30 protein-coding genes are annotated in these 24,919 nt (G+C 72.9%); 12 read left to right on the top strand and 18 right to left on the bottom strand.

The genetic code is table 11. The annotated features are described in order from the left end of the window. Positions 1-33 precede the first annotated feature (33 nt). On the bottom strand, positions 34-774 hold the full coding sequence (locus OHS82_RS04695) for a MerR family transcriptional regulator (RefSeq protein WP_057576871.1): 741 nt from the start codon (positions 772-774) through the stop codon (positions 34-36). A 69-nt stretch (positions 775-843) separates the two neighbouring features. Here OHS82_RS04695 and OHS82_RS04690 point away from each other — a divergent pair, with 69 nt between their 5' ends. Then, on the top strand, positions 844-2,046 hold the full coding sequence (locus OHS82_RS04690; RefSeq protein WP_057576873.1) for an erythromycin esterase family protein: 1,203 nt from the start codon (positions 844-846) through the stop codon (positions 2,044-2,046). 187 nt (positions 2,047-2,233) lie between these two features. Here OHS82_RS04690 and OHS82_RS04685 read toward each other — a convergent pair whose 3' ends face one another. The 7 genes from OHS82_RS04685 to OHS82_RS04655 all read right to left on the bottom strand — a co-directional run bounded on the left by OHS82_RS04685 (position 2,234) and on the right by OHS82_RS04655 (position 8,133). After that, positions 2,234-2,935: a GAF and ANTAR domain-containing protein gene (locus tag OHS82_RS04685; protein ID WP_057576877.1), complete on the bottom strand. Its 702-nt coding sequence runs from the start codon at positions 2,933-2,935 to the stop codon at positions 2,234-2,236. A gap of 160 nt (positions 2,936-3,095) precedes the next feature. Next, positions 3,096-3,974, bottom strand: a complete 879-nt coding sequence (locus OHS82_RS04680) for a short-chain dehydrogenase/reductase (protein ID WP_328433342.1) — start codon at positions 3,972-3,974, stop codon at positions 3,096-3,098. An 87-nt stretch (positions 3,975-4,061) separates the two neighbouring features. Then, positions 4,062-4,565 carry a hypothetical protein gene (locus OHS82_RS04675; protein WP_057577013.1) on the bottom strand — a complete coding sequence of 168 codons (504 nt, stop codon included), beginning with the start codon at positions 4,563-4,565 and terminating at the stop codon, positions 4,062-4,064. 123 nt (positions 4,566-4,688) lie between these two features. Next, positions 4,689-6,320, bottom strand: a complete 1,632-nt coding sequence (locus tag OHS82_RS04670) for a phytoene desaturase family protein (RefSeq protein WP_057576879.1) — start codon at positions 6,318-6,320, stop codon at positions 4,689-4,691. Then, entirely contained in the window at positions 6,313-6,816 is a 504-nt protein-coding gene (locus OHS82_RS04665) for an SRPBCC family protein (RefSeq protein WP_057576884.1), read from the bottom strand. The genes OHS82_RS04670 and OHS82_RS04665 overlap by 8 nt, the downstream gene beginning before the upstream one ends. A 185-nt stretch (positions 6,817-7,001) precedes the next feature. After that, on the bottom strand, positions 7,002-7,766 hold the full coding sequence (locus tag OHS82_RS04660) for a rhomboid family intramembrane serine protease (protein WP_057576886.1): 765 nt from the start codon (positions 7,764-7,766) through the stop codon (positions 7,002-7,004). 196 nt (positions 7,767-7,962) lie between these two features. Then, on the bottom strand, positions 7,963-8,133 hold the full coding sequence (locus OHS82_RS04655; RefSeq protein ID WP_328433341.1) for a hypothetical protein: 171 nt from the start codon (positions 8,131-8,133) through the stop codon (positions 7,963-7,965). 4 nt (positions 8,134-8,137) lie between these two features. On the opposite strand from OHS82_RS04655, the gene OHS82_RS04650 reads away from it, so the two are divergent. Together OHS82_RS04650 and OHS82_RS04645 are read left to right on the top strand one after the other, a co-directional pair. Next, entirely contained in the window at positions 8,138-8,368 is a 231-nt protein-coding gene (locus tag OHS82_RS04650; protein WP_057576890.1) for a hypothetical protein, read from the top strand. Between the two features lie 9 nt (positions 8,369-8,377). Further along, positions 8,378-8,860 carry an IS5 family transposase gene (locus OHS82_RS04645; protein WP_242433038.1) on the top strand — a complete coding sequence of 161 codons (483 nt, stop codon included), beginning with the start codon at positions 8,378-8,380 and terminating at the stop codon, positions 8,858-8,860. A 118-nt stretch (positions 8,861-8,978) separates the two neighbouring features. Here the strand turns inward: OHS82_RS04645 and OHS82_RS04640 are convergent, their stop codons facing one another. Next, positions 8,979-9,875 carry an NADP-dependent oxidoreductase gene (locus tag OHS82_RS04640; RefSeq protein WP_328433340.1) on the bottom strand — a complete coding sequence of 299 codons (897 nt, stop codon included), beginning with the start codon at positions 9,873-9,875 and terminating at the stop codon, positions 8,979-8,981. A gap of 55 nt (positions 9,876-9,930) precedes the next feature. Next, entirely contained in the window at positions 9,931-10,809 is an 879-nt protein-coding gene (locus OHS82_RS04635; RefSeq protein WP_057576894.1) for an NmrA/HSCARG family protein, read from the bottom strand. Between the two features lie 207 nt (positions 10,810-11,016). Here OHS82_RS04635 and OHS82_RS04630 point away from each other — a divergent pair, with 207 nt between their 5' ends. The 3 genes from OHS82_RS04630 (at position 11,017) to OHS82_RS04620 (ending at position 12,716) form a co-directional block, all read left to right on the top strand. Next, positions 11,017-11,802 carry an AraC family transcriptional regulator gene (locus tag OHS82_RS04630; protein ID WP_057576895.1) on the top strand — a complete coding sequence of 262 codons (786 nt, stop codon included), beginning with the start codon at positions 11,017-11,019 and terminating at the stop codon, positions 11,800-11,802. Positions 11,803-11,878: 76 nt separating this feature from the next. Further along, on the top strand, positions 11,879-12,211 hold the full coding sequence (locus tag OHS82_RS04625; protein WP_057576897.1) for a hypothetical protein: 333 nt from the start codon (positions 11,879-11,881) through the stop codon (positions 12,209-12,211). A 79-nt stretch (positions 12,212-12,290) separates the two neighbouring features. After that, positions 12,291-12,716: a DUF6003 family protein gene (locus OHS82_RS04620; protein WP_057576899.1), complete on the top strand. Its 426-nt coding sequence runs from the start codon at positions 12,291-12,293 to the stop codon at positions 12,714-12,716. A gap of 36 nt (positions 12,717-12,752) precedes the next feature. On the opposite strand, the gene OHS82_RS04615 is transcribed toward OHS82_RS04620, so the two are convergent. Further along, positions 12,753-13,178, bottom strand: a complete 426-nt coding sequence (locus OHS82_RS04615) for a DUF6233 domain-containing protein (RefSeq protein ID WP_057577014.1) — start codon at positions 13,176-13,178, stop codon at positions 12,753-12,755. Positions 13,179-13,186: 8 nt separating this feature from the next. Continuing rightward, on the bottom strand, positions 13,187-13,420 hold the full coding sequence (locus tag OHS82_RS04610) for a hypothetical protein (protein ID WP_328433339.1): 234 nt from the start codon (positions 13,418-13,420) through the stop codon (positions 13,187-13,189). 205 nt (positions 13,421-13,625) lie between these two features. On the opposite strand from OHS82_RS04610, the gene OHS82_RS04605 reads away from it, so the two are divergent. Further along, positions 13,626-14,147: an AAA family ATPase gene (locus OHS82_RS04605; RefSeq protein WP_057576900.1), complete on the top strand. Its 522-nt coding sequence runs from the start codon at positions 13,626-13,628 to the stop codon at positions 14,145-14,147. A gap of 59 nt (positions 14,148-14,206) precedes the next feature. Then, a complete protein-coding gene (locus tag OHS82_RS04600) occupies positions 14,207-14,887 on the top strand; it encodes a maltokinase N-terminal cap-like domain-containing protein (protein WP_328433338.1) in 681 nt (226 codons plus the stop codon). A 126-nt stretch (positions 14,888-15,013) separates the two neighbouring features. Here OHS82_RS04600 and ppk2 read toward each other — a convergent pair whose 3' ends face one another. The 5 genes from ppk2 to OHS82_RS04575 form a co-directional block, all read right to left on the bottom strand. Beyond that, positions 15,014-15,832, bottom strand: coding sequence for a polyphosphate kinase 2 (gene ppk2, locus OHS82_RS04595; RefSeq protein WP_328436020.1), 819 nt, complete (start codon positions 15,830-15,832; stop codon positions 15,014-15,016). A 157-nt stretch (positions 15,833-15,989) separates the two neighbouring features. Continuing rightward, positions 15,990-16,973 (bottom strand): aldo/keto reductase, encoded by a 984-nt coding sequence (locus tag OHS82_RS04590; RefSeq protein ID WP_057576904.1) that lies wholly within the window; start codon positions 16,971-16,973, stop codon positions 15,990-15,992. A gap of 168 nt (positions 16,974-17,141) precedes the next feature. Then, positions 17,142-17,315, bottom strand: a complete 174-nt coding sequence (locus OHS82_RS04585; RefSeq protein WP_199863717.1) for a hypothetical protein — start codon at positions 17,313-17,315, stop codon at positions 17,142-17,144. A gap of 45 nt (positions 17,316-17,360) precedes the next feature. Continuing rightward, complete coding sequence (locus tag OHS82_RS04580) at positions 17,361-17,717, bottom strand: PRC-barrel domain-containing protein (protein WP_057576906.1); 357 nt, start codon at positions 17,715-17,717, stop codon at positions 17,361-17,363. A 135-nt stretch (positions 17,718-17,852) separates the two neighbouring features. Further along, positions 17,853-19,838, bottom strand: coding sequence for a SpoIIE family protein phosphatase (locus OHS82_RS04575; RefSeq protein WP_057576908.1), 1,986 nt, complete (start codon positions 19,836-19,838; stop codon positions 17,853-17,855). Between the two features lie 235 nt (positions 19,839-20,073). On the opposite strand from OHS82_RS04575, the gene OHS82_RS04570 reads away from it, so the two are divergent. From OHS82_RS04570 to OHS82_RS04555, 4 genes are all read left to right on the top strand, one after another. Continuing rightward, positions 20,074-20,814, top strand: coding sequence for a hypothetical protein (locus OHS82_RS04570; RefSeq protein ID WP_328433337.1), 741 nt, complete (start codon positions 20,074-20,076; stop codon positions 20,812-20,814). Positions 20,815-20,891: 77 nt separating this feature from the next. Then, on the top strand, positions 20,892-21,998 hold the full coding sequence (locus OHS82_RS04565) for a hypothetical protein (RefSeq protein WP_057576913.1): 1,107 nt from the start codon (positions 20,892-20,894) through the stop codon (positions 21,996-21,998). A gap of 102 nt (positions 21,999-22,100) precedes the next feature. Continuing rightward, positions 22,101-22,601, top strand: a complete 501-nt coding sequence (locus OHS82_RS04560; RefSeq protein WP_057576915.1) for a GNAT family N-acetyltransferase — start codon at positions 22,101-22,103, stop codon at positions 22,599-22,601. 100 nt (positions 22,602-22,701) lie between these two features. Beyond that, the gene (locus OHS82_RS04555; RefSeq protein WP_328433336.1) at positions 22,702-23,616 is read left to right on the top strand and encodes an amidohydrolase family protein; all 915 of its coding nucleotides are present in this window, start codon (positions 22,702-22,704) and stop codon (positions 23,614-23,616) included. A 57-nt stretch (positions 23,617-23,673) separates the two neighbouring features. Here the strand turns inward: OHS82_RS04555 and OHS82_RS04550 are convergent, their stop codons facing one another. Next, the gene (locus OHS82_RS04550; RefSeq protein WP_057576917.1) at positions 23,674-24,783 is read right to left on the bottom strand and encodes a substrate-binding domain-containing protein; all 1,110 of its coding nucleotides are present in this window, start codon (positions 24,781-24,783) and stop codon (positions 23,674-23,676) included. Positions 24,784-24,919: the final 136 nt, after the last annotated feature.

Below are 24,919 nucleotides of genomic sequence, written 5' to 3'. Positions count from 1 at the left end.
ACCGACACGTCGAGTGAGACGTCTCCCGCCGTCTCACTCACGCTCGCGCAGATACGCCTCCAGCTCGGCCGCGCCGTTCAGCAGGGCCCGCCCGCGCGCGGCCAGCCGGCGGCGCCAGTCGCCCAGCGCTCCCTCCAGCGGCTCCAGTCCACCGGCCGCCCGCACCTGGGTGATCAGCGGGGCGATCTGCTCCAACAGGTAGCCGCCCCGCCTGAGTTGGTGCGCAAGTCGCACGTCCCGCACATCGGCCTCGTCGTAGACGCGGTATCCGGTCACCGGGTCGCGCCGCGGACGCACCAGACCGGCGCGCTCCCATGCGCGCAGCGTCGCGGGCCGGATGCCGAGCCGGTCGGCCAGCACTCCGATGAACAGGCCGGCCGCCCGCGGGGGCGCGGCGCCGGGTGCGGTCGCGGACGCCGTGGCGGGCGTCAGGTCGTGCAGGGCGCGTTCCACGGCGTTGAGGGTCCTGCGGTCCTCCAGCAGCCGTGCGTGGCTCTCGTCGACCCAGCGGAAGGCCTCGTCGAGCGCGCCCGCGTTCACGGCCCGCATGATCGCCGTCGCCGTCGGGTGGCCGTGACCGGGCACGAGGGCCAGGAACGCGGCCAGGGCCCGCGCGTGCAACGGCGTGTAGGTGCGGTAGCCGTGAACGGTGCGGTCGGCGGCCGGAAGGATGCCGGCCTCCTCGTAGTTCCTGACGGCCTGCGTGGACAGGCCGTGCCCGCGCGCCAGGTCGATCGGCCTGAGCCGTCCACCGCTTTGAAGGTTTCGTCCCACGACGTCGATGCTATCCGGCGCCGATGCGGGAAAAGCTTCCACCGAAGCTTCAACGATAGCGTTGAAGGCATGGCAACCGACCTCACGGACACCGCCCATGCCGTCGAAGCAGCGGCCGTCATGAAGCTGCTGGCACGGCGGCCCCGACTGCTCGCCCTGGGCGAGCCCACCCACGGCGAGGACACGCTGCTCGACGTGCGCAACGAGCTGTTCCGGCAGCTCGTGGAAGAGGAGGGCTACCGCACGATCGCGATCGAGAGCGACTGTCTGGCGGGCCTCGCCGTGGACGACCACGTCGCCTTCGGCGCGGGAACCCTCGACGACGTCATGGAGCGCGGGTTCAGCCACGGATTCGGCGCCTCAGCCGCCAACCGCGAACTCGTGCGCTGGATGCGCGCCTTCAACGAGGGCCGGCCCGCCGCCGACCGGCTGCGCTTCGCCAGCTTCGACGGCCCGTTGGAGATCACCGGCGGCGCGAGCCCCCGGCAGGCCCTCACCGCGCTGCACGCCCACCTCGCCGCCCGGGTGGACCCGGACCTGCTGCCCTGCACCGCGCAGACGCTGGACCGGCTCCTCGGCGCCGACGACCGGTGGCTCGAACCGGCCGCGATGACGGACCCGTCGCGGTCCGTCGGGCAGTCGCCCGAAGCCGGGGAACTGCGGCTGATCGCCGACGACCTGGTGGCGCTGCTCGACACGCAGACCCCGCACCTGATCGCGACGACCTCGCGCGACGAGCAGGACCGCGCCCGCCTGTACGCACGCACGGCCGTCGGTCTGCTGCGCTACCACCACTGGACGGCCGACACCTCCCCGGGTCGCATGACCCGGCTGGTCGGTCTGCGGGGCCGGATGATGGCCGGCAACCTGCTTGCCCTCGCCGAGCGGGGGCCGGTCCTGGCGCACGCCCACAACGCGCACCTCCAGCGGGAGCAGAGCTCGATGCGGATGGGCGGACGCACGGTGCGGTGGTGGAGCGCCGGCGCGCTCGCCGATGCCCGTCTGGGCGAGGAGTACGCGTTCCTGGCCACCGCCGTCGGCACGATCCAGAGCCGCGGGGTGGCCGCCCCGGCGCCGGACACCGTGGAAGGACTCCTGCACGCGCTCCCGCACGACCGCTGTGTCGTCGACGCCGCCCGTCTCGTCGCCGCACTCGGCGACCCGCGTCCCGCTCCGCGCGTGTCGCCCTGGTTCGGCTACGCGCCGCTCGACCCGGCCCACCTCGTCGACTGCGACGGGATCGTCTACGTCAGGGACCTTCAGGAGGTCTAGCGCACTCGACTCGCGATCCGCGGGCGAAAACGACGGGGGCGACGGGGCGGCGGCCCGGTAATCGCGTGTGAGGGAGCCCGGAGAGGGGACTTGGAGTACAGGCAGGGCCCAGCGGCGTTCCCATGGGGCTGGCTCCGCCCAGGCTTCTTCGGTTCAGACTGCGTGCCGGGGGAGCCGCCCCGAGGGGTCACGAGAGTCCGCCCTTCTCGCAGACCAGGCGCGCGACCTCGCGTAGCTTGACGTTGTTCTCCTGCGAGTAGCGGCGCAGGACGTCGAAGGCCTGCTCTTCGCTGAGGTGGTGGCTCCCCATGAGGATGCCCATGGCCTCGCCGATGGCGTGCCGGGTGGCGACTGCCCGCTCCATCTGGGCGTGGGTCCGGGCGCTGGAGAAGGCGACCGCGGCGTGCGAGGCGAGCAGCCAGCCGGCCAGCTCACTCGCCTCGCCGAACGCGCCCGGCCTGCGCGAGTAGAGGTTCAGGGCGCCGAGATCCTCGTCCTCGGTGAAGAGCAGGAAGCCCATCATGCTGCCGAGGCCGAGCGCGTGGGCCCGGGGGGCGTAGGCGGGCCAGCGCTGACGCTCGACGGTGAGGTCGGCGATGCGGTAGACCCGCTCTCCGGTCCCGGAGCGGGCGGCGTCGAAGCACGGTCCCTCGCCGAGCCGCGCCTGGAGGCGGTCGCTGTCGACGACCAGGCGGTCGGTGGGAGCGAGCGACTCCACCTGCGAGTCCCGCAGCACGAGGATGCCGGCCGCGTCACAGCCGGACACCAGCTCGGTGGCCGATGTGGTGATCCGCTCGAGTGTGGCGCCGACCGAATCCTGCGCGAGGAGATCCCGCGCCATCGACGCCATCTGTTCCGCGAACCGGCGCCAGTCCACGCCGCCCTCCATTCCTCCGCATGCCTGAAGACACCCGTATACCCAGCTTTGCACGCGAGAGGCACCACGGTGAGGGCGACGGACCGCGGCCGTCCGCGCCGGCGACGGGGGAGCGGGACACGGCCTCAGGTCCCGGTCCGGGCGTCTCGTCGGCGTCGTTCGGTCCGCCGCGCTACTCGGTGGCCGTGGCGGCCCGGTCGGCGCGGCCGCCGGCGCCCAGCAGGCCCGTCGGGAGCAATGACTCCTCGGCCTCGAGCCGCGGCAGGGTCCGCCGGGCCGCGCGCAGCACGAGGGGAGGGATCGCGGCCCGGCCCACCTGGGCCAGACGCAGCCACGAGGGGATGTAGACAGCGGTCCGGCGCTGTTCCACGGCACGGACGAGGCGATCCGCGACGGCCTCCGCGGAGTGCAGACGCCGGGCCGGAAACGGCATCTGGGCCCGCAACTCCCGCAGGGCGGCGTACCGGTCGCCGTCACGGATCATGTCGGTGTCGGTCCAGTTGAGGTAGGCGAGGCCCACGGCCACGTCACGGTGCGCGACCTCGGCCCGCAGGGCGTGGGCGAAGGCCTCCACCCCGGATTTCGAGGCGCAGTACGCGCTCATCAGCGGGGCGGCGCCGAGGGACGCCAGCGAGGCGATCTGCAGGTGGTAGCCGGCGGTCAGCATCAGGTCGGGCAGGAACGCCCGGGCCGTCTGAGCGCTGCCGACGAGGTTGACCTCGACCACGCGTCGCCACGTCTCGGCGTCGGAACGGGCGAAGAGCCCGGCTTCGGCGACGCCCGCGTTCGCCACGACCGCCGACGGCGGCCCCAGGCGTCTGCGGACGACGTCGGCGGCGTCGTGGAGGGCCTCGCCGTCGGTGACGTCGACCCGCAGGGCCAGCGTGGTGCCCGGCAGCGCGGCGGCCGTCGCCCGCAGCGCCGCCCCGTCGTGGTCGAGCAGAGCCGGCCGGGCCCCCCGCCGGGCGAGCGCGGCCGCGAGCGCCGCTCCCACGCCGCGTGCCGCTCCGGTGATCACGACGGTGCGGTCCTTGAGTGGGCTGTCGTCCACGGCGGGGTCCCTTCTGGTGCTGCGGCCGGCATCGGGCGGGGGTGCGGCCGGCCGGTAACGGCGCCGGTCGCCCGCGCCGGGCCGGGCTCATCCCGGACGGTCGCCGCCGTCGGCCGGACGGGCGGTGTGGGCGGGGTGGCCGGCGGTGCGGCGCGCCTCCTTCATCTCGGCCTCGTACAGGTGGTCGCGGCCCTGAGCCAGCTGGTTCACGGCCTCGCGCGCGAGGTGGGTGAACGGCTGGTGGTAGGTCGCGTCGTACGCCTCGACGATCTGGAAGGTCCAGTGCCCCGGGATGACGTTGCGGCCCAGGATCTCCGTGCGCACCTTGTCGGCCCACTCGGGGTGCCCTGCCTTGCGCAGCAGGTCGACGGCCTCGTCCAGCTGGAGGTCCGCCGTGCCGGTCAGCTGGTGGAAGCTGTACAGGTGGCCTCGTGCGCGTTCGGTGGTCTCCAGGGCCTTGGACAGCGCCCCGAGCGCCTCGACCGTCTCGTCGCTGACGCCTTCCGGACGTCGGTGGGCGCGGTCGGGGCCGTCCGGCGGAAGGGCGCGATCGCCGGTGCCGGTGCCGGTGCCGTCCTGCGGGATGTCCATCATGATGTCCGTTCCTTGTGTTCCCCCGTAACCCGAACCCGGCATCCGTAACCCGTAACCCGTAACCCGAACCCGGCATCCGTAACCCGTAACCCCTACCCGTATCGGGGCCCGGGCGGGGCGTCACGGCGCGTGCGGTGACTTGCGGCCGGTGCGGTCCCGGCGGGTGAGGACGCGCTGGGCGCGGGTGAGCCCCGAGAGCCGCTGCCGGTGCAGTGCGGCGCGGGCGGCGTTGGCTCCCGGGGCTCCGTGGACGCCGCCGCCCGGGTGCGCGGAGGCCGAGGCGAGGTAGAGCCCCTTGACGGGCGTCTCCGGGCGGCCGGTTCCGGGCACGGGGCGGAAGACGAGCTGCTGGTGCATGGCCGCGGTGCCGCCGTTGATCGCGCCTGCGCGCAGATTGCCGTCCAGCGCCTGGAGCGTGGGCGGGGCCAGGATGCGCCGGGCGCGGACGACGGAGCGGAATCCCGGAGCGAACCGTTCCACCTGGCGTTCGATCCGGTCGGCCATGATCTCCTGCTCGCGGGGACTCCAGGCGCCCGTCAGCCCCTCGTCGCCCGCGTCCGACTTGATCACCTGCGGAAGATGGGTGTACGCCCAGGCGGCCTCGGTGCCCCGCGGCGAGCGTGACGCGTCGGCCGTGGTCATCTGGCCGAACAGGGCGAACGGCCGGTCGGGCACCTGGCCCATGGCGATCTGGGCGGCGAAGCGGGTGAGCTCGTCCACACCGTCGGCCAGATGGACCGTGCCGGCCTGCGCGGCCGACGCGGCCCGCCAGGGCACGGGACCGTCGCACGCCCAGTCCACCTTGAAGGTCGCGAAGTCCCACTCGAAGCGCCTGAGGTCGTCGAGCACCTGGGACGGGAGGTGCTCGGCCTCGACGAGTTCCCCGTACAGCGCCGACGCCGACACGTCCGCGAGGACGGCGCGCCGCGCGCCCACCGTCTCGCCCTCGGCGGTGCGCACACCGACGGCTCGCCCGTCCCGCACGATCACCCGGCGCACGCGCTGCCCGCAGCGCAGGACGCCGCCACGCGACCGCAGCCGGCTCACCAGGGCCTCGGTCAGCGCCCCCGCGCCGCCGACCGGCACGGGAAAGCCGAAGCTCTGCCCGAGCATGGACATCAGCCAGCCGAAGCCCCCGCTCCCCGCGGCCTCCGGAGCGAGGTCGGCGTGCAGCGCGTTCCCGGCCAGCAGCAGCCTGCCGCCCTCACCCCTGAACTCCTCCCTCCCCATGCGGCGCACCGGCAGGACCAGCGTCCGGGCCATCCGCAGGCCGCCGGCCCCCCTGAGCCGCGCGGCGAGTCGGGCGGTGGCGCGCACCGGCGGGAACGGGGTGAACAAGGCGTCCAGGATGTCCGGGGCGAGGCGGTCCCACGTGTCGTGCAGACGCCTCCACGCGTCGCCGTCGCCGGGGTGGAAGGCGTCGAGGGAGTCGGCGGTGGTGTCGAGGTCCCGGGCGAGGACCGCGCACCTGCCGTCGGTGAGGGGATGCGCCAGTACGCGGGGCGCGTGGCTCCAGCGCAGCCCGTGATCGCCGAGGCGCAGCCGGCGCAGCACGGGCGACGCGGCGGCCAGCGGATAGAACGAGCTGAAGAGGTCGTTCACGAACTCCGGGTCGACCTCCCGGTCGTGGCGCACCGCGCCACCGGGCGTCGGCTGCTCCTCCAGGACCTCCACGCTCCAGCCCTCGTCGGCGAGCAGGTTGGCCGCCACCAGCCCGTTGGGGCCGGCGCCGATCACCACCACGTCAGGCATGACCGCCGCCGACGCCGTGCGCTGCCTCCTCGCGCCCTCGCAAGCCCGACGGCCGTTCGGACCGGCCCTGTTCCTCGCACACCCGGGCGAGCCGGGCCAGCATCGCGCGGTGCCGCAGCTGGATCAGTCCTTCGAAACCCACGTTGTGCAGCCGCCCGCTCGCTCCCTGCAGCGGATGTTCGTCGACGATCACCAGGCAGTGCTCACCCCAGGGGCGCAGCTCGATGGCGATCCGCGCCGATCCCAGCATGCCCGCGTGCGCCTCGAGCTCCAGCTCGGAGCCCTCCTCGCAATGCCGGACGACGGTCTCGTCGGTGAGCCGGAGCGGGCCGAAGCGCACCTCGTAACCGATCGCGGAACCGACCTGCGGCCACCGTCCCCGCACGGGTTCGGAGGACGCCGTTCCCACCACCCACTCCGCATAGCGACCGCCGTCGGCGAGGACGGTCCACACGGTCTGCGGACTCACCTTGATCAGACGATGCCGTACCGCCACGCCACACCTCCAGAGCGCCAGGACAGGTCCCCCGCCGAGTGCCCAGCCGGAGGAACCCCAACCGGGGCCCCGGGCGGCGTCACCCGGACGGGTTCCCCGCGAAGCGGGACGCGGCGCCGGTGCGGCAGACCGAGCACGTCATGCGAGCGAAGGCCGGGCGACGGAGTGCGGCCGGCCGGCGCCGGTCAGAGCAGGCCCAGGTCGCCGAGTTCCTTGTGCAGGGCGGCGCGTGGGCTCTCGGCGTCGCTGCGGCCGGCGTCCGACGTGTCGTCGGTCTTCGTGCGGCGGTCGGTTCTCGTGCGGCGTCCCGGGGTGCGGTCGCGGCCACGCGTGCGGTCGCGGTCGCGGAACAGCCATGCGCCCACCAGGCCGCCGACCAGCCCTCCCAGGTGCGCGAGCCAGCTCACCCCGGGCGTGCCGGGGACCGCGACGGTGAGCATGTAGGCGAAGGAGGCCGCCATCACGACGCCGACGAGCGTGTCGAGCAGATGCCGGTCGAAGAGGCCGCGGACGACGACGTAGCCGAAGTATCCGAAGATCAGGCCGCTGGCGCCGACCGTCTCGACGTGTCCGTCCTCGAAGAACCAGACCGCGAGCCCGCTGGTCACCGCCACCAGCAGACTCAGCCCGAGGAAACGCACCACACCCCGGTAGGCGGCGAGGAACCCGAACACGAACAGCGGGCCGGAGTTGCTCTCGATATGCGCCCAACTCCAGTGCAGGAACGGCGCGGTGAGCACGTGCGGGAGGCTGCCGGTCTCGCCGGGCACCAGGCCGTACGCGCGTGCCGTGGCGTAGTCGTCGGCGAAGTTCACGATCTGCGCCAGCCAGACCGACGCCAGGAACCCGAACATCACGAAGAACGCCTTCCGCGCTTCCGCGATCATCTGCTCCGGACTGCCCGGCGTCGTGCCGGACCGCCCCGCCACCTCGGACTGCTCGCCGCCCATGGGCGCCCCCTCCCGTGATGACGTAGATGATGCCGCTCCCTCGCCGCGCACGCCACGCCGGGTCGGGCGTCGGCGTCCGTTCCTGGGGGTGCCCCGAGGCTACGGGGTGGGGCCGGCGCCCGCCGCAACCGGGTGTCGGCCGGAGTGAGTCGGGAGCCCGGTGCCGCATGGCGTCACCCTGCATGGGACTTCTGACTCATCCGTGCACGGCGACGGCGACGTCGGCCGCCGCGCTCGTGCAGGCCGTGACGACCGTGCCGGCTTCGGCGTCCGACCCGTCCGCGGCCGGCCCGTCCGCCACCGCACCGCCCGCGGTCGCACGGACGTCCGCCTCCCGGGCGTCCCCGCCGGATTGCGGCAGGCGCACCCCGGTGCGGTGGGCGTTACGCACGCTGACCGACGACGACCGGCTCGCGGGAGCCGCGGTCGAGGTCACCGACCCGGTCTGCGGCCGCTGGAGCGCCGCGACCGGGACGGCCGATCTCGGCACCGGCCGCCCCTTGAACGCCCGGGACCGGCTCCGCGCCGGCAGCGCCGTCGCGCTCAACCAGGTACCGCCCACCCAGGGCGTGTACCGAAAGTGGATCTCGAGCGTGAGATGATCTTGGTTCGTGGCTCGTGGAGATCTGACGGACGAGCAATGGGCAGTGCTGGAGTCCCTGTTACCGAAGGGCAAGAAGTCCGGCCGACCGCCGATATGGACCAGGCGGCAGCTGATCGACGGCATACGCTTCCGGGTCCGCACCGGCATCCCGTGGCGGGACGTGCCGACGGAGTACGGGCTGTGGGGCCGGGTGTACGACCTGTTCCGCCGATGGCAGCGGGACGGCACTTGGCAGCGGATCGTCACGGATCTGCAGGCCCGGGCCGACGCCAAGGACCTGATCGCCTGGGACATCAACGTCGACTCCACCGTCGTCCGTGCCCACCGGCACGCCGCTGGGGCGCGAAAAAGGGGGGACCTCCAGAAGGAGCCGCCCGGCGGCGTCACCGCCGAGCCGGCCGACCACGGTCTCGGCCGTTCGCGCGGCGGCCTGACCACCAAGCTGCACCTGGCCGTCGAGCAGCGGCAAAAGCCCATGTGCGCCGCATGACGGATGCGTCAACAGCCCAGCTCAGGCCGCCTGTTCGCGGCCTTCCGCAACACGCTTGAGGACGTGTTGCGAAAGCGCCCACGAAGACGCTTCAGGGAAGTGCCTCGATGACGGCCGGCTACGGCCGCAGGAGGAGCTTCCCGGCGGCGTGACCGCTCGCGCTCAGCTCCTGCGCCTTCGCGGCGTCCTCCAGCGGAAGGCTCTGCGCGATGCGCACCGTGAGCTTGCCGTCGGCTGCGAGGCGGGTGTACTCGCCGAGGCGGGAACCGAACGGGGCGGAGCCGGAGAAGGTGACGCCCAGCTCGGCGGCCTTCGGATCGGCGATGGTGATGATCCGGTCGGTGCCGCCGCGCAGGTCGATCGACACCTCCAGGTTGCCCGCCCCCGCGGCGTCGTACACGGCGTCGATGCCCTGCGGTGCGGCCTCGCGGACCCGGTCTGCGAGGCCGGCGCCGTAGGCGACCGGGATCGCGCCCAGCGAGCGCAGGTAGTCGTGGTTGCCGGGGGAGGCGGTGCCGATGACCGTGGCGCCGCGGGTGACCGCGAGCTGAACACCGACGGCGCCGGCCACACCCGCGGCTCCGTGCAGCAGGAGCGTGTCGCCTTCCCCGACGCCGAGGGCGCCGAGCACGCGGACCGAGGTCTCGACGGCGACGGGCAGTGCCGCGGCGAGGTCCCAGTCGAGGTCCGCGGGCTTCGGGCCGAAGTCGACGGCCAGCGCGTGCTCGGCGTACGCGCCGGTGACGGTCCAGCCCAGGACCTCGTCACCCACCGCGACGCCGGTCACGCCTTCGCCGACCTCGTCGACGACGCCAGCCGCCTCCACGCCGGGGATCACCGGGAACGGCGGCGCCATCTGCGGCCTCCACCCGTTGCGGATCTTGTAGTCGAGCGGGTTGACCGCTGCCGCCACGACCTTCAGCCGCACCTGTCCGGGTCCGGCGTGCGGCTCGTCGACCTCTGCGAGGCGGAGGACTTCCGGGCCGCCGAACTCGGTGTAGGTGATCGCCTTCATGTCCTGCTCCAGTGCTCGTCGCTCTAGGTGAAAGATCAACGTTCTAGGTGAAAGATCAGCCTTGGCCTGGACCGGCGGGCGCGGTCCAGCCGGTGGATCGGATCCACTCGGCCAGGTCGAGGGTGGCCGGCTCGATCGCCCGCACCACCGCACGATCCGACGCGTGTTCCGCCGCCTTTGCGAACTGGCGGAACATCGCCCTGTCGAGGTCGCTGGGAAGCACGCTCAACGGGAGGGCCTCGTACCGTGCCGGGAGCCCGGCGCGCGCGCCGAACGCCGCGGCGATCTGGGGGCCCGTCAGCTCGTCGCCGACGAGCTCGACGGCTCCGCCGGGCGCCTCCGCTGTGTCGAGCAGGAGCGCGGCGGCGACCCGGCCGACGTCCCTGACCGAGATCATCTTCAGGGCGACGTCCTCCGGCAGCGGCAGCCTCAGCACGATCTCTCCGTGCTCCAGGCTCGGCGCCATCTCCTCCATGAAGGGGGTCGGGCGAACCATCGCGGCCCTGAGGCCGGACTTCCTCAGGTGCTCCTCGATCGAGTGCTTCGAGTCATGGTGCGGCACACCCCGCTCCCGGTCCGCGCCGAAGACCGAGTTGAACACGACGTGCGGGACGCGTGCCGCGACCGCCGCGTCGACGAGCGCGGTGCCGATGCGGATCTCCGTCTCGACCTCTTCGAGGTTGTTCGCCTCCGGGGTCATGAAGCAGAACGCCTCGACCGCCGTCAGCGCGGCGGCCAGCGACGCCGGGTCGTCGGTCCGGATGGCCGCCAGCTCGACGCCGCGGGCGGCCAGCGCCTGAGCCCGGTCGGACTGCGGGTTGCGGACCAGGGCCCGCACCGTGGCCTTGTGGTCCAGCAGCGCGTCGACCACCGCCCCGCCCTGTTGCCCCGTCGCGCCGAAGACTGCGATCGTGCCGGTCGTCTGTGTGCTCATCGCTGCCACCCTTCACTCAGGGCGTGAGCGAGGTGAGCACGAGTCCGGTGTCGACCTCGGCAGTGGGGGGAGGAGGACGCGGGCGCGGCGTCCTCGAGCTTGATCTGTTGTGGCATGTCTCCACGATGCGTCTGCGGCGCCAGGCGCACCACCGGTATCCCGCCAGGTTCTCCCGATAACCCGCCAGTGTCGGGTAGCCTCAATCGCGTGTCCGACCCCAGCGGCGAGCCGAGCTTCTGCACCGACGATGCGCCGTTGTCGGCGCCGCTGGCCCATGGCGCCGACGTGGCCGCGCACTTCCACGACTACGGCCAGCTCCGCTACGCCGCGCGTGGGGCCCTGGTCACAGCGACCCAGGTGGGCACCTGGGTGGCGCCGGCCAGTCGGATCATGTGGGTGCCGCCCTTCGCGGTGCACAGCAGCAAGGCGTACGGCGAGACGGACATCCGGGTGCTGTCGCTGCCCGTGACGCTGACCGGACAGCTGCCGGCCGAGCCGTCGGTCTTCGTGGCGAGCGCGTTGCTGCGCGAGGCCTATCTGGCGCTGATGAGCGAGGGCGAGCCGCTGGAGAGCCCCCGTGCGCGGCTGCTGATCGACGTCGTACTCGCCGAGCTCGCCCGCGCCGCACAAGAGCCGCTGCGCCTCCCGGAGCCGGTCGACCGGCGCCTCAAGGCGGTCACCGACCTGCTTCACATGGACCCGGCAAGCCCGGCGACCCTGGCCGAGCTGGGCCACCGCACGGGCGCCGGCGAACGCACCCTGAGCCGACTGTTCGGCAGCGAGCTGTCGATGAGCTTCCGCCAGTGGCGCACCCTGCTGCGCATTCAACGGGCGCTGATCGAGCTCAGCGACGGCGCCTCGGTCACCGACACGGCGATCCGGCTGGGCTGGTCGAACCCCAGCAGCTTCATCGACGCCTTCACCGAGCTGATCGGTCAGACACCCGGAGGCTATCGCTCGTCGGCTCGGTCCTCCCGCAGCTCCCATGGGTGAGAGGTTGGCGGGGTAGCCGTGGTTCCTGGCGGAACATCGGTGGCAGCCCAATGGTGTGGGAGCCCACGCTGGAAGGGTGACTCCCTCCGTCATCACCCAGAGCTCCTCGCCGGCATCGGCGGCCTCGGCCGGTGCGACGCTGAGCGACCTCATCGTCCAGTCGCTGACGCGGCACAGCTCGTCGGAGGCGTTCGTCGCGGGCGACCGGCGACTGACCTACGCCCAGGTGCGGGACCTGGTCTCGCAGTGCATGGGTGCGCTCAGCGATCAGCAGCCGATGCGTCCAGGTCCGCGGCCGGCCCGGCTCGCCACAGTGACTCCGGCCCTCGGCGCTCTCTGCGCGGCCCCTCGGCCCCACGGCGGCATCCGGGACGCGCGCGGACGCTCCGGCTCGGTCGGACGACGGTAATCGCGCGGCGGCGGGGTAAAGGGACGTCGACCGGTCGCCCCGACGCGGCCGGCGTCTCCCCGGAGAGAAGGAGTTGAGGATGACCGACGAGGCCTACCTGTTCCTGCCGGACGACGCGGCCGCGGCGCTCGGCGTCGCGCCGTCCGCCGTCGGCGACCTCGCGTGCATGGACACTCCCGCGGTACAGGCGTGGCTGGACGCCCAGGGGGTCTCGGCGACGTCCCCGCGGCTGCGCCTGCTGCCGCCGGAGGAGCGGGCGGCCGTCCCGGAGGGAGCCGAACGGCTGCCGGTCCCGCTGAGCGACGACGAGCTGAGCCGGGTGCGCCACGGGCTGGCGCCGGCGTCGCTCGCGCAGGTGGAGGAGGAGCTCCTCGCCTACCGCGACTGCACGGACGACCGGGACGCTCTGATCGGACGGGCCCTCGCCGCAGGCGTGCCGCCCCACCGCGTCGTGGAACTGACCGGGATGGATCCCGCGGCGGTGACGGCGGCGGGCGGGCGATGACGGGGACGGTCCGGCCGGCCGGCCGGACCGTCGCCTTCACGCCACGTCGATGCCCAATGCCGTGTCCGGGCGGCAGAACCCGCACGGCTCGATGTTCGGGACGGCGAGGGCCGTCCGTGCCTCGTCGGGCCGGATCCGGTGCGAGGCGGCCTCGATCATGGTGCATTCGGCCAGGTGGATCAGGGCGGGCTCGGGCCCGTCGGGGGTGCGCTTCTGCTGCACGACGAACCCCTCGTCCCGCCCGGGCGCCGGGGGAGGGGTGAACCCGGGCAGCGACCCGCCGCCCTTCGCCCGGGGAGCCGTCCGGCGCGGCGGCCGGCGCTCGGAGCGGGCGAGCGCGGCGAGTACGGCGTCCCGCTGGAGCCGGAGATAGACGGCCAGGGTCTCGTGCTCCGCCATCTGCCGCTCCAGATGGGAGAGGATCACCCGCAGCCGGGACGGGTCAGGCGGCAGCTGGGACACGACGCGCCTCACCCCCGTCCGGGGTGACTCCCATGGCCGCTCCCTCCTCCTCGTCCCGCAGCGAAGAGCGCCGCCCGGGCCGCCGCGCTCCGGCCGCCGCCCCAGTACGGGTGGGAGAGCACGTCGCAGGACAACCGGATGAGTCTTCGCCGCAGGGCGCTGCACGGGTGGGCGGCGAGCCGGCGGTAGGTGGTGTGCCAGTCCTCCAGTGCCTCGGTGAGATCGGCGGGGATCGGTCGCATGGCTGAATTCAATCATGTGTTCGATTTTCGAGGCCAGTCGCCAGCCGACGCCCTCGGCTCATGTGCTCGACGATGTGTCCTGGCCGTGTCTACTGGCCGTGCCGCCGGCCCGTGCCGCCGGCCCGTGCCGCCGGCCCGTGCCGCCGGCTGCGCCTCGCGGCGAGGGCGTGCCGTGCCGGTCGCGTCGGCCCTAGGTTCGTGTCCCATGATCGTATGGCTCAACGGAACCCACGGCGCCGGGAAGACGACCACCGGCGCACTCGTTCGGCAGCTGCTCCCCGATTCCCGCGTGCTGGACGCCGAGAAGGTCGGCGAGACGCTCATGGACATCACGCCGGGACTGCCCGGCACGGACAACTTCCAGCACTGGCCGCCGTGGCGGCCTCTCGTCGTCGAGACCGCCCGCCATGTACTCGACTACACCGGCGGCACCCTGGTGATGCCCATGACCGTCCTGGTCGAGCGTTACTGGCGGGAGATCAGCGCGGGCCTCGCCCGGCATGCCATCCCGGTGAGGCACTTCGTCCTCCACGCGGACCAGGACACCCTCCGCGGACGCATCGAGGGGGACACCGTCCTCGGCCCCTCACCGTTCCGACTCAGGTATCTGGAGCCCTACGCCGAAGCGGCCCGCACCTGGCTGCACCGCGAGGCCGAGGTAGTCGACACCACCCACCTCACGCCTGCCGAGGTCGCATTGCGGATCGCGGACGCCGTCAAGAACTGAGCCGCGGGGGATGGGAAGGTGGGGGGCGTCGCATCCGTTCACGGAGGAGAAGCCCCGGCATGGCCGTCATCCACCACACCGTCCTGAAGCCGACCAAGCTGGAACTGCTCACTTCCTGGCTGCCCACCCGGCCGTGGTACGTCGGCGGCGCGGGCCGCCGGCCGGAGCCGGCCAAGGCCGGCGGTTTCCGGCTGGACGACCCGCAGGGCGAGGTCGGGATCGAGTTCATGGTCGTCACCGACACCGCCGGCCCGCGTCCGGCCGCGTACCTGGTCCCGCTCACCTACCGCGGCGCCCCTCTCGAGGGTGCGGAACACGCCCTGGTCGGCACGATGGAGCACGGGGTGCTGGGCAGGCGGTGGGTCTACGACGGCTGTCAGGACCCGGTGCTGGTCGCCCAGTTGCTGGCGCTGATCGAGGGCCGGGTCCAGGCGCAGGCCCAGAGTGCCAGTGACACGCCCGACCGGGAGGTCACCCGCTCCTGCACCGGCGGCGACGCGCCCCTCACCGCGCGCCCAGGCGCCTCCGCCGCAGACGACCGGGACGGCACCGAACTGCCCGCACCGCACGGCATGACGCTCCGCCTGCAGCGGGTGCTGACCCCCGTCCCGGACGACGCGCCTCTCCTCCCGCCCGGTGCGACGGGCCACGTCGCCGGCCCCTGGCTCACGCCCGCCGGGACACGCGAGCGGGGCCTGTTCGCCGTCCTGCGCCCCGACCCTCACGCCCAGGGGCTCTAGTTCGGCGCGTCACCCGTGTCGGCCGCGGCGTCGACGCGGATGCCGCAGGAGGCCCACGCCCTTCCGGCAGCCGCGAGTGACACCACCGCACTCAGGCCTCCGAGGACGGCGCCGGGCGGTCTCCTCTCACTGCTCGCGGGCCACCGCGCTCGCCGCGTGGTCGGCGACATAGGTGCGGAGATCGCGTGGCGGGCGTTGGTAGCCGGTCGAGGCGGGCCGCTCGGGGAGCTCCAGCACGGGCGGCGGCACCTCGTGGTAGGGCACGGACGACAGCAGGTGGGCGATCATGTTCAGCCGGGCGCGGCGCTTGTCGTCGCTCTCGACGACGTACCAGGGCGCCTCGGTGATGTCGGTGTGCACCATCATCTCGTCCTTGGCCCGGGAGTACGCCTCCCAGTGGGTGATCGACTCCAGGTCCATCGGGGAGAGCTTCCAGCGCCGCAGCGGGTCCTCCAGCCGGCGCCGGAAGCGCTCCTGCTGCTCGGTGTCGCTCACCGAGAACCAGTACTTGCGCAGCAGCACGCCGTCCTCGGCCAGCATGCGCTCGAAGATCGGGCACTGGCGGAGGAAGAGCTGGTGCTCCTCCTGCGTGCAGAAGCCCATCACGTGCTCCACGCCGGCGCGGTTGTACCAGGACCGGTCGAACAGCACGATCTCCCCGGCCGCGGGCAGGTGCTCCACATACCGCTGGAAGTACCACTGGGTGCGTTCGCGCTCGGTGGGCTTGGGGAGTGCCGCGATGCGCGCCACGCGCGGGTTGAGGTGCTCGGCGACCCGCTTGATCGTGCCGCCCTTGCCCGCCGCGTCCCGCCCCTCGAAGACGATGACCAGCCGGGTGCCCGACGCCCGCACCCACTCCTGCAGCTTCACCAACTCCGTCTGCAGCCGCAGCAGTTCCTTCTCGTACGCCTTGCGCGGCAGTGCCGCCGTCTTCTTGCCGGACATGCCGCCTCCACCGCCCGTGACCCCTACGCCGACGACCCCGGCGTTCTCACCCTGGCCGCGGTCGAACACCAGGACGCCACCGTACTGACCACCGGCGCGCCGCGCACCCTGGACGCGCACGGCCGGTCCGGCGGCCGGTCGCCGGGCGGCCCGCCCGTCACGCGCCGACCGGCGCCCGTTCGTCGAGGAGCCCCGCCTCGCGCAGGTCGGACCAGAGCCCGTCGGGGATGCGGACGTCGAACCCCGCGGCGTCGAGGCGTACTTCCTCCGGGGAGCGCATGCCGAGCACGATGCCCGCGACCGCCGGGTGCCGCAGCGGGAACGCCATCGCCGCCTGGGGGAGCCGTACGCCGTGCGCCTCGCAGACGTCGGCGAGTTCGCGCGCACGCCGTAGGACGTCCGGCGGGGCGGGCGCGTAGTCGTAGGTCGCTCCCCGCGCGGGCCGGGGCGTGGCGAGCAGCCCGGAGTTGAAGACCGAGGCGGCGAGGACCGACACCCCTCGCTCGGTGCACGCCGGCAGCAGGTCGTCCAGGGCGCTGTGGTCGAGGAGCGTGTACCGCCCGGAGAGCATCACCACGTCGGCGTCGGTCTCCCGCACCAGCTCGGTCAGCATCCCGGGGTCGTACATGCCCGCGCCGACCGCCCCGACCACGCCCTGGGAACGCAGTTCCGCAAGGGCGGGGAAGCCTTCGCGCAGCGCTGTGCCGAAGTGTTCCTCGGCGTCGTGGAGCAGGAGCACGTCGACACGGTCGACGCCCATGCGGGTGAGGGAGTCCTCCACACCGCGCAGCACACCGTCCCGGGAGAAGTCCCACACCCGGCGGTGTGTGGCGGGCACGTGGAACCTCTCGTCGGTGCGGCCCTGCGGATCCTGCGGGACGAGGAGGCGGCCCACCTTGGTGGAGAGGGTGAACGTGTCGCGCGGCATCCCACGGAGGAACTCACCCGTGCGGCGCTCGGATTGGCCGACGCCGTAGTGCGGCGAGGTGTCGAAGTACCGGATGCCGCACTCCCACGCGGCGTTCAGCGTCGCGGTCGCGGTCTCGTCGTCGAGCGGGGCGAAGAGCCCGCCGATCGGTCCGCCGCCGAAGCCCAGCTCCGTGACCTCCACCGCGCTGCGCCCGAGACGGTTGGTCCTCATCAAGCGGTCCTCATCCGGTGTTCCTCCCACTGCGTCCTGCGTCCTGCGTCCTGCGTCCTGCATCCCGCGTCGTGGGTCCCGCGTCTCCGTCGGACGTCGGCCTGCCGATGCCGCGGCGCGCTCCCACCGGCTCGCGCAAGGGAGCGCGGCTGTCAGGGGGTGACGGGGTCAGCGGGCGATGCGGTGCTTTCGTCCGCCGCGGCGGAAGCGGACGGCGGCGTAGGCGAGATCGGCGAGGAGCACGACGACGCCGATGACGAGCAGGTAGAACAACCCGTGGGCCGCGAATCCGATGATGCCCAGGACGAGGGCCACGAGGATCAGGAACAGGAACAGGGTCATCGTCTCTCCCCATGGCGGGCTTCGGCGGCTGCGCGGCTGCGCCTCTCAGCGGCGGGCGAGACGGCGTTCGCCGCCGGCGCCCGGCAGATAGTCCAGTTCGTAGTGGGCGAAGACCTTCGGCTCGTCCGGTGCGAGCAGCTCGCCGTCGACGTCGATCGACGGGGCCTTCTTCACCGCGTTCTTGCCGTAGGCCACTTTCAGGTGGCCGGGGCCGACCGTCGCCCCGGTGAGCGGGACGAACACCAGGCGGCGACGGGTGGGGAGACCGACGGTCACGGTGGCGAAACTGGGCATGTCGGTCCCGGTGTCCACGTACACCGACTCCAGGACGCCGATCCTGTGCCCGTCCGGATCGACCACGTCGTGACCGCGCCAGTCACGGATATCGCTGGCTTCGAACATGAGCAACCTCCGCAGGTGCGGGTACCCGGCTTCGCGCCGTGGATGTCACCGCCGGCCCGGCGGTGGGGGAGAGGTGGCGGGCGGCGGTTGGGGGAGAGGTGGCGGGCGGCGCCGGTCATGGCGAGTCCCGGCCGGTCACTGCGGGCGCGCCATCAGTATCGCGACGTCGTCCTGGGCGGGATGCGGGAGCATCTGCCCGAGGACTCCGTCACAGAGCGCGGGAAGGGGCCGTCCGGGGCGCCGCAGCGCCCGGGCGAGCCGGTCGAGCCCCTGATCGAGGTCGCGGTCCCGGGCTTCGATGAGGCCGTCGGTGTACAGGACGAGCAGACTGCCGGACGGCAGCGGGACCTCTTCGGCCTCGAACTGCTGCCCACCGGTGCCCAGCGGGGTGCCCGGCGACCCGTCGAGGAAGGCGACCGCGCCGTCGCCCGTCACCACGGCCGGCGGTGGATGCCCGGCCCGGGCGACGAGGCATCCGCCGGCGCGGGGGTCGTGGACGGCGTAGACGCAGGTCGCCATCTGGTCGTCGCCCATGTCGGCCACGACGTCGTCCAGCGAGCGGAGCATGCGGGCCGGGTCGACGTCGTGCCGGGCGAGCGTGCGCACCGCCGTGCGGAGCTGACCCATCACCGCCGCGGCATGGATGCCGTGCCCCATGACGTCACCGATGACGAGCCCCGTCCGGCCGTCGGGCAGCGCGATGACGTCGTACCAGTCGCCGCCGACGTCGTGCTCGCTCGCCGGCCGGTACCGTCCCGTGAGTTCGAGGCCGGGGACGACGGGCAGCGCGCTGTTGGTGAGACTGCGCTGCAGGGTCAGGGCCGCCGCCCGCTGCCGGGTGTACATGAGCGCGTTGTCGATGTTGAGGGCGGCGCGCGCCGCCAGTTCGTCGACGAGCACGCAGTCCTGGTCGTCGAAGGGCTCACGGCTGCGCAGCCGCGTCACCACGATCGCACCGAGGACCTTGCCACGGGCGACCAGCGGGATCAGCCGCGCGGACCCGAGGCCCATGAGGTAGGCGCGCAGCTCGTCGGCGCGGGGGTCGGTGACCAGCGCGGGAACGTCGGACCGGTAGAGGTCGGTGGGCCGGCCGTCGGCGATGACCCGCTCGTAGAGGGAGCCGGCGGAGATCCGGGAGGTCATGCCCGCACGGAGCTTCGCGGTCGGGGCGGCGGGATCGGGGAAGAGCGCGGCCATCCGCCGGACCACGCCGCGGGTGACGGCGGTGGACTCGTCGGGTGCCAGGACCTCTTCGAGGAGCTGCACGTCGGCGGAGTCGGCGAGCTGGGGCACCAGCATCTGCACGATCTCCTCGGAGGTCTGCCGCAGGTCCAGGGTGGTGCCGATGCGGGCGCCGACCTCCGCCAGCAGCGCGAAGCGGTGACGGGCGCGTTCGGCGTCGCGTTCCGCCTGCTGGCCCTCGGTGATGTCGATGAGGGAGGCGATCACGCCCAGGGTGCGGCCGCCGCCGTCGAGCAGCGGGGCGTAGGAGCACGACCAGGTGCGTTCGCGGTCGGGGTCCGCGGGCGTCCGCCCGGTGCGGCGGACGTCGACGACGGCCGTGCCCCGCTCCAGGACCTCCCGCATCGTCGCCTCCAGCGCCACGGCGTTGACGCCGGGCACGACCTCGGTCAGCCGTCTGCCGAGGTGCTCGGCGGCGGAGGCGCCGTTCATCCGGGCGAGGGCGTCGTTGACCCGGAGGAAGCGCAGGTCGGCGCCGAGGGTGGCCAGCCCGATGGGTGACTGGCTGAAGAGGCTCTCCAGGGCCGCGAGGGAGTCGCGCATGCGCAGAACCTGGGAGGTCTCGACGGCGATCAGCAGAGCTCCGGGCCGGCCCCGCGCATCGGCGGCCGGGACGATCCACATCTCCATGGTGACCTGGTGGCCGTCGCGGTGGCGCACCGACAGCGTGCCGACCACGGTCTCCCCGCCCTGGACGCGGTGGGTGAGGTGGTCGGCCAGCTCACGGTTGCCCTCGGGCACCAGAAGAGCCGACGCGGGCCGGTCGAGGACGTCCTGCGGGCGGTACCCGAGCAGATCCTGGGCGGCGAGCGACCACTCCACGACGCGGCCGTCCCCGTCCTCCCGCCACAGCGCGATGGGAAGCAGCTCCCGCAGCACGCCCGCGTAACCGACAGCTCCCCGAGGCTGCTCGGGCGCCGCGCGCGCCCGGTGAGGGGCTTCCACCGCGGTACCTCCCCATCGGCGTGGGCGTGGAGCATATGAAAACACCATATCCGGAACATTCGGGGCCGCGATGCTTCGGTCGCGGACGATGGGTAGCAATATCGTCGAACTGACGATATCGTGCCCGGTGTCACCGTCGCCGTCACCGCCGCCCTCCGGGAGGACCACCGTGCCCGCCGTGCTCCGCTCCCCCGCCCGGTCCGAAGGCAGCGGCGGCACCACGACGATCCGGCTGCTCCCGCAGGACCCCGAGTGGCTGTGGGACTTCTTCATGACGCACGACCTGCTGCTCGCGCCCTTTCACGCGGCCTGGGCGGCTCGCAGGCACGGCGTGGGCGAGGACATCGCGCCCGCCTGGCCGCCCGGGCTGGAGAACCTGACCGGGCTGGACGCGCCGGCCTGCCTCGACGCCTGGGCCCGCGTCCACCACGCGCTCCCGCGGGTCCTGCGCGACCGCGCACTCCTGCACCAAGACCGGGCGGCCCCGACTCGCCGCAGCACGCTGCGCGCCCCCGACGGCCGACCCCTCGTCCCGCTCCATGCCGTCACCGTCTCCGAGGACGACCTGCTGTCCCTCCGCCGCGTACGGCGCGCGATACGCGCCGGGGCCAGGGCGATGCCCTCGCTGGTGGTGACGAGGCGCCCCGACGGATCGGCCGACGTCCACGGGATCGCCTCGCCGGGGGACTACCGGGGCACGGTGGACCGGACCGTCGCGGTCCTGTCCCTCACTCCGGACGGCGACACCGACGTCCTCGCCGAGGCCCTCGCGCCGCGAACGGCGACCCCCCGCACCGACCTGTCCGACGAGCAGTACGCGGCCTACCGGCGCTTCGCCGACCGGCTCGCCGCGGCGGCCACGACCGGCGGGTCCGGCGGCGACCGGGCGCTGTTCAGAAGCCGGTACTGACCGGCGTCCGACAGCGTGCCCGGGTCTTCGGGGCGGCCCGTGCCCCGCGCGGTGCTGCTCTCTGAAAGGCTCGGCCCGTGACGTACGTAGTGACCGTGGACACCTGCATCCCGGAGGGCACTCCGGAGATGGACCCGCTGCAACGCGCCGGCGCGGTGGCGCTCATCGAGGACGGATTCGACTCTGTGCGGTCCGTCAGAGGACCGGAGGGGGTGGAAGTCGCCCTGCTCGACACCATCGTGGCCGTCCACCCCGGCGGCGCCCTGCTGAAAGTGATCGTGGACGCTCCGGCCCTGGAGTTCGCCGAGGACACCGTGCAGGCGCTCGTGGACGAGGTGCTGGAGCGTTCCGCGCTGCTGGCCGACTGGACGATCGAGCGCTGCGAGGTCGAGCTGCACCAGGACCTCGCCGAGGAGAGCCTCGACGCGGCGGAGGGCCCCGATGCCCCGCCCGACGACCTGGCCGTCCGCAAGGCCCGGCACACCGCCGGTCCGTCGGGCGGCGGCCCGGCCGAGGGTGACGACGTGAAGGCGCAGGCCGCGGCAGTCCGGGCGCGGATGCTCGGGCTGGCCGAAGCCCTGCGGTCGTTCCCGCCCGCGGCATTCGGAGCGCCCGGAGCGGCCGACGCGGCCCGCCCCGAATACAGGGGAGCAGCCGGACTCGCCGCGGGCGCCCTCGTCCACGCGACCGACATCCTGGTGGACAAGCTCTTCGAGGACCTCCAGGTCCTGACCCAGGAGGACGCGGCCGTCGCCGAGTGCGAAGGCCCGCTGTGGCACCTCGAGCACCTCCCCGACCGTTACGCCCTCCAGTACGACGCCCGCTTCGCGCGCCGCTTCCTGGTGACCGTGATCGCCCTGACCACCCGCTTCACCGACGGCTCCTTCCAGCGGCTCAGCTGTGCGGCCGAGGGACTCGCCCTGCGGCTGCTCCTGAACGAGACGACCACGGTCCTGGAGCGTTACGGGCTCCTGGACGACGACGTGTCCACCGCTCTCGACGCGTTCGCCGACCGTGTGTACGAGGGCACGGACCACCAGTGGCTCTATGACGACGCCCTGGGCGTGAGCGACGGAGCGTCCGCCGGCGCCGGCCCGAGGGCCGCGCCCCTGGCGTTCAGATCGTGGTTCACCCCCTACGACGAGGGCGGGTACGCGCACCCGTCCACGGCGGACGACGTCTGAAGGGGCCCGGCCCGAGGCGGCGGCGCGGCGGACAGGGCGGGTCCGCGACCGGGCCGCGGGGGCCGCGGACGTACCCGGCTGCCGTTGTGTGATGCTGACTCCATGACTGATCGGCGCGAGGTTTCCGTCGTCCGCTGGCCCGGCCGGACCCGTCCCGCGGACGACGGGCCGGCCGCGCTGCTCGCCGCCTACCACCTGCGTACGGAGGCGGAGAAGGGTGCGGCCGTCGCCGGCGTGGACGCGTTGCCCGAGCGCTACCGCAGGGAGATCGCGGACCCGCGGACGGTGTTCGCCGACGATGTCGTGCTCGTGGCGCTGATCGGGGACGCCACGGTGGGCTGCCTGGTGGTGACCGCCCCCGCCGACGGGCGGTCCGAGATCAAGAGACTCTGGACGGACCCGGCGGTCCGGGGCCGGGGCGTCGCGTCCGCCCTGCTCCGTGCGGCGCTCGCGCATGCCGCGGACAACGGCGTGGGCGTCCTGAGGCTGTCGGTGTGGGCTTGGCGGACCGGGGCCGTCGCCCTGTACGAACGGTTCGGCTTCGCCGTCACCGAGTCCTGGGACGAGCGGGACCGGCTGGTGTGCATGCAGCGCGCCGTGTGAGCGGTCCCCGCCTCCGATGCGCCGCAGGTGACGGATGCCTCACGGGTCGCTCGCGCGAAGGAGTGGACCGGCGGCCGCACCCGGGTCGATCGTGGGCGACATGAACGATCATCGAGGTGCCAGGAGTGGCGTGCCGCTCGGCGACGAGGCCGGTGAGATCCGCCGCTTCTGGGGACGGCTCGGCCTGCCCGGGCTGGTCGACGTGCACACGCACTTCATGCCCGAGCGCGTCCTGCGCAAGGTGTGGGACTACTTCGACGGGGTCGGGCCGCTGACGGGCGGGCTCGAATGGCCCATCACCTACCGGCGGGACGAGGAGGAACGGACGGCCCTGCTCCGGCAGTTCGGCGTGCGGGCTTTCACCGCGATGCTCTACCCCCACAAGCCCGGCATGGCCTCGTGGCTGAACGGCTGGGCGGCCGAGTTCGCCCGCCGCACCCCCGACTGTCTGCACACGTCCACGCTCTACCCGGAGCCGGGCGTCGAGGCGTACGTCCGGGTGGCCGTCGAGGCGGGCGCCCGCGTCTTCAAGGCGCACGTGCAGGTCGGAGCGTACGACCCGACGGACGAACTCCTGCGGCCCGTCTGGGCGTTGCTGGCCGAGGCCGGGGTTCCCGTGGTGATCCACTGCGGCTCCGGGCCCGCGCCCGGCAAGCACACCGGACCCGAACCGATCGCGCGGGTGCTGGAGCGGCATCCCCGGCTGCGGCTGATCGTCGCCCACATGGGGATGCCCGAGTACGAGGACTTCCTCGATCTGGCGGAGCGGTACGAGGAGGTGCGGCTCGACACGACGATGACGTTCACCGACTTCGCCGAGGAGCTCAGCCCGTTTCCCCGCCGGGCCCTGCCCCGGCTGGCCGCGCTCGGCGACCGGATCCTGCTCGGCACCGACTTCCCCAGCATCCCGTACCGCTACCTCCACCAGCTGCACGCCCTGGAACGCCTGGATCTCGGCGACGAGTGGCTGCGGGCGGTGTGCCACGACAACGCGGCCCGCCTGTTCACCGTGTGAAAGCCCGTCCGCCCGCCCCGCAGAGCCTTCCGGGGCGGGCGGACGCGGTGGCCGGCGCTACTTGGTGAGCGGCGACAGCTTGGGGTCGCCGGCGTAGGCCTCGGCCGCGTTCTGCTTCGTCACGATCACCGGCGGCAGGAGGTACGACGGGACGACCTTGACGCCGTTGTCGTACGACTTGGTGTCGTTGATGGTCGGCTTGCCGCCCTTCTGCAGGGCCTTGACCATGTCGACGGTCGCCGCGACCAGCTTGCGGGTGTCCTTGTTGATGGTCGAGTACTGCTCACCGGCCATGATCGACTTGACCGACTCGACCTCGGAGTCCTGGCCGGTGACGACGGGGACCGCCTTGCCGGCGCCCTTCACCGAGGTGAGGATCGCGCGGGCGAGGGTGTCGTTGGGGGAGAGGACGCCGTCGAGGGTCTTCTTGCCGCCGTACGCCGAGGTGAGCAGCGAGTCCATGCGCTGCTGCGCGTTCTCCGCCTTCCAGCCCTGGGTCGCGGTCTGCTTGATGTCGGTCTGTCCCGAGCCGACAACGATGTCACCCTTGTCGATCAAGGGCTTGAGCACCTCCATCGCGCCGTCGAAGAACACCTTCGAGTTGTTGTCGTCGGGAGATCCGGAGAACAGCTCGACGGTCCAGGGCCCCTTCGGCTTCTTCGCCTTCATGCCGTCGACGAGCGCCTGGCCCTGGAGCTTGCCGACCTTGAAGTTGTCGAAGGCGATGTAGTAGTCGACGTCGGGGGTGTTGGTGATGAGCCGGTCGTAGGCGATGACGGTGGCGCCCTCCTGCTTGGCCTGCTGCACCTGCGTGGCGAGCTGCGAGGCGTCGGTCGCGCCGATGACGATGACCTTCGCGCCCTTGGTGACCATGGAGGAGATCTGCGCCTGCTGGTCGGCGACGGTGGTCGAGGCGCCCGCGTACTGGACGTCGGCCTTGAAACCGGCGTCCTTGAGGCCGCCCGTGAACAGGTCGCCCGCGAGGACCCAGTTCTCCGAGGTCTTGGCGGGCAGGGCGATGCCGATCAGGGAGTCCTTCGCGAAGCCCTTGCCGTCGGCGCTGTCGCTGCCGGTGGAACCCTCGCGTTCGTTGGAGCAGGCCGTGCCCAGGGTGAGCAGTGCGGCGGCGCCGACGGCGGCGATGCTTCTGATGACGAGTGAGCGCATGGTGGAGTCGAACCCTTCGTGCGGTGCTGTTGGCCGGACCGGTACTGCCGGACGGTTGACGCCTGGTCGTCGGGGTGCCGGCCTGGCGGGGTGGTTGTGCGGGGGATGGGTGTGTGCCGCCGGGCGCGGCCGGGAC

The sequence above is a fragment of the Streptomyces sp. NBC_00425 genome, assembly GCF_036030735.1.
In the GTDB taxonomy this organism is placed as follows: Bacteria; Actinomycetota; Actinomycetes; order Streptomycetales; family Streptomycetaceae; genus Streptomyces.
This window is presented reverse-complemented; position numbering and strand designations above follow the sequence as displayed.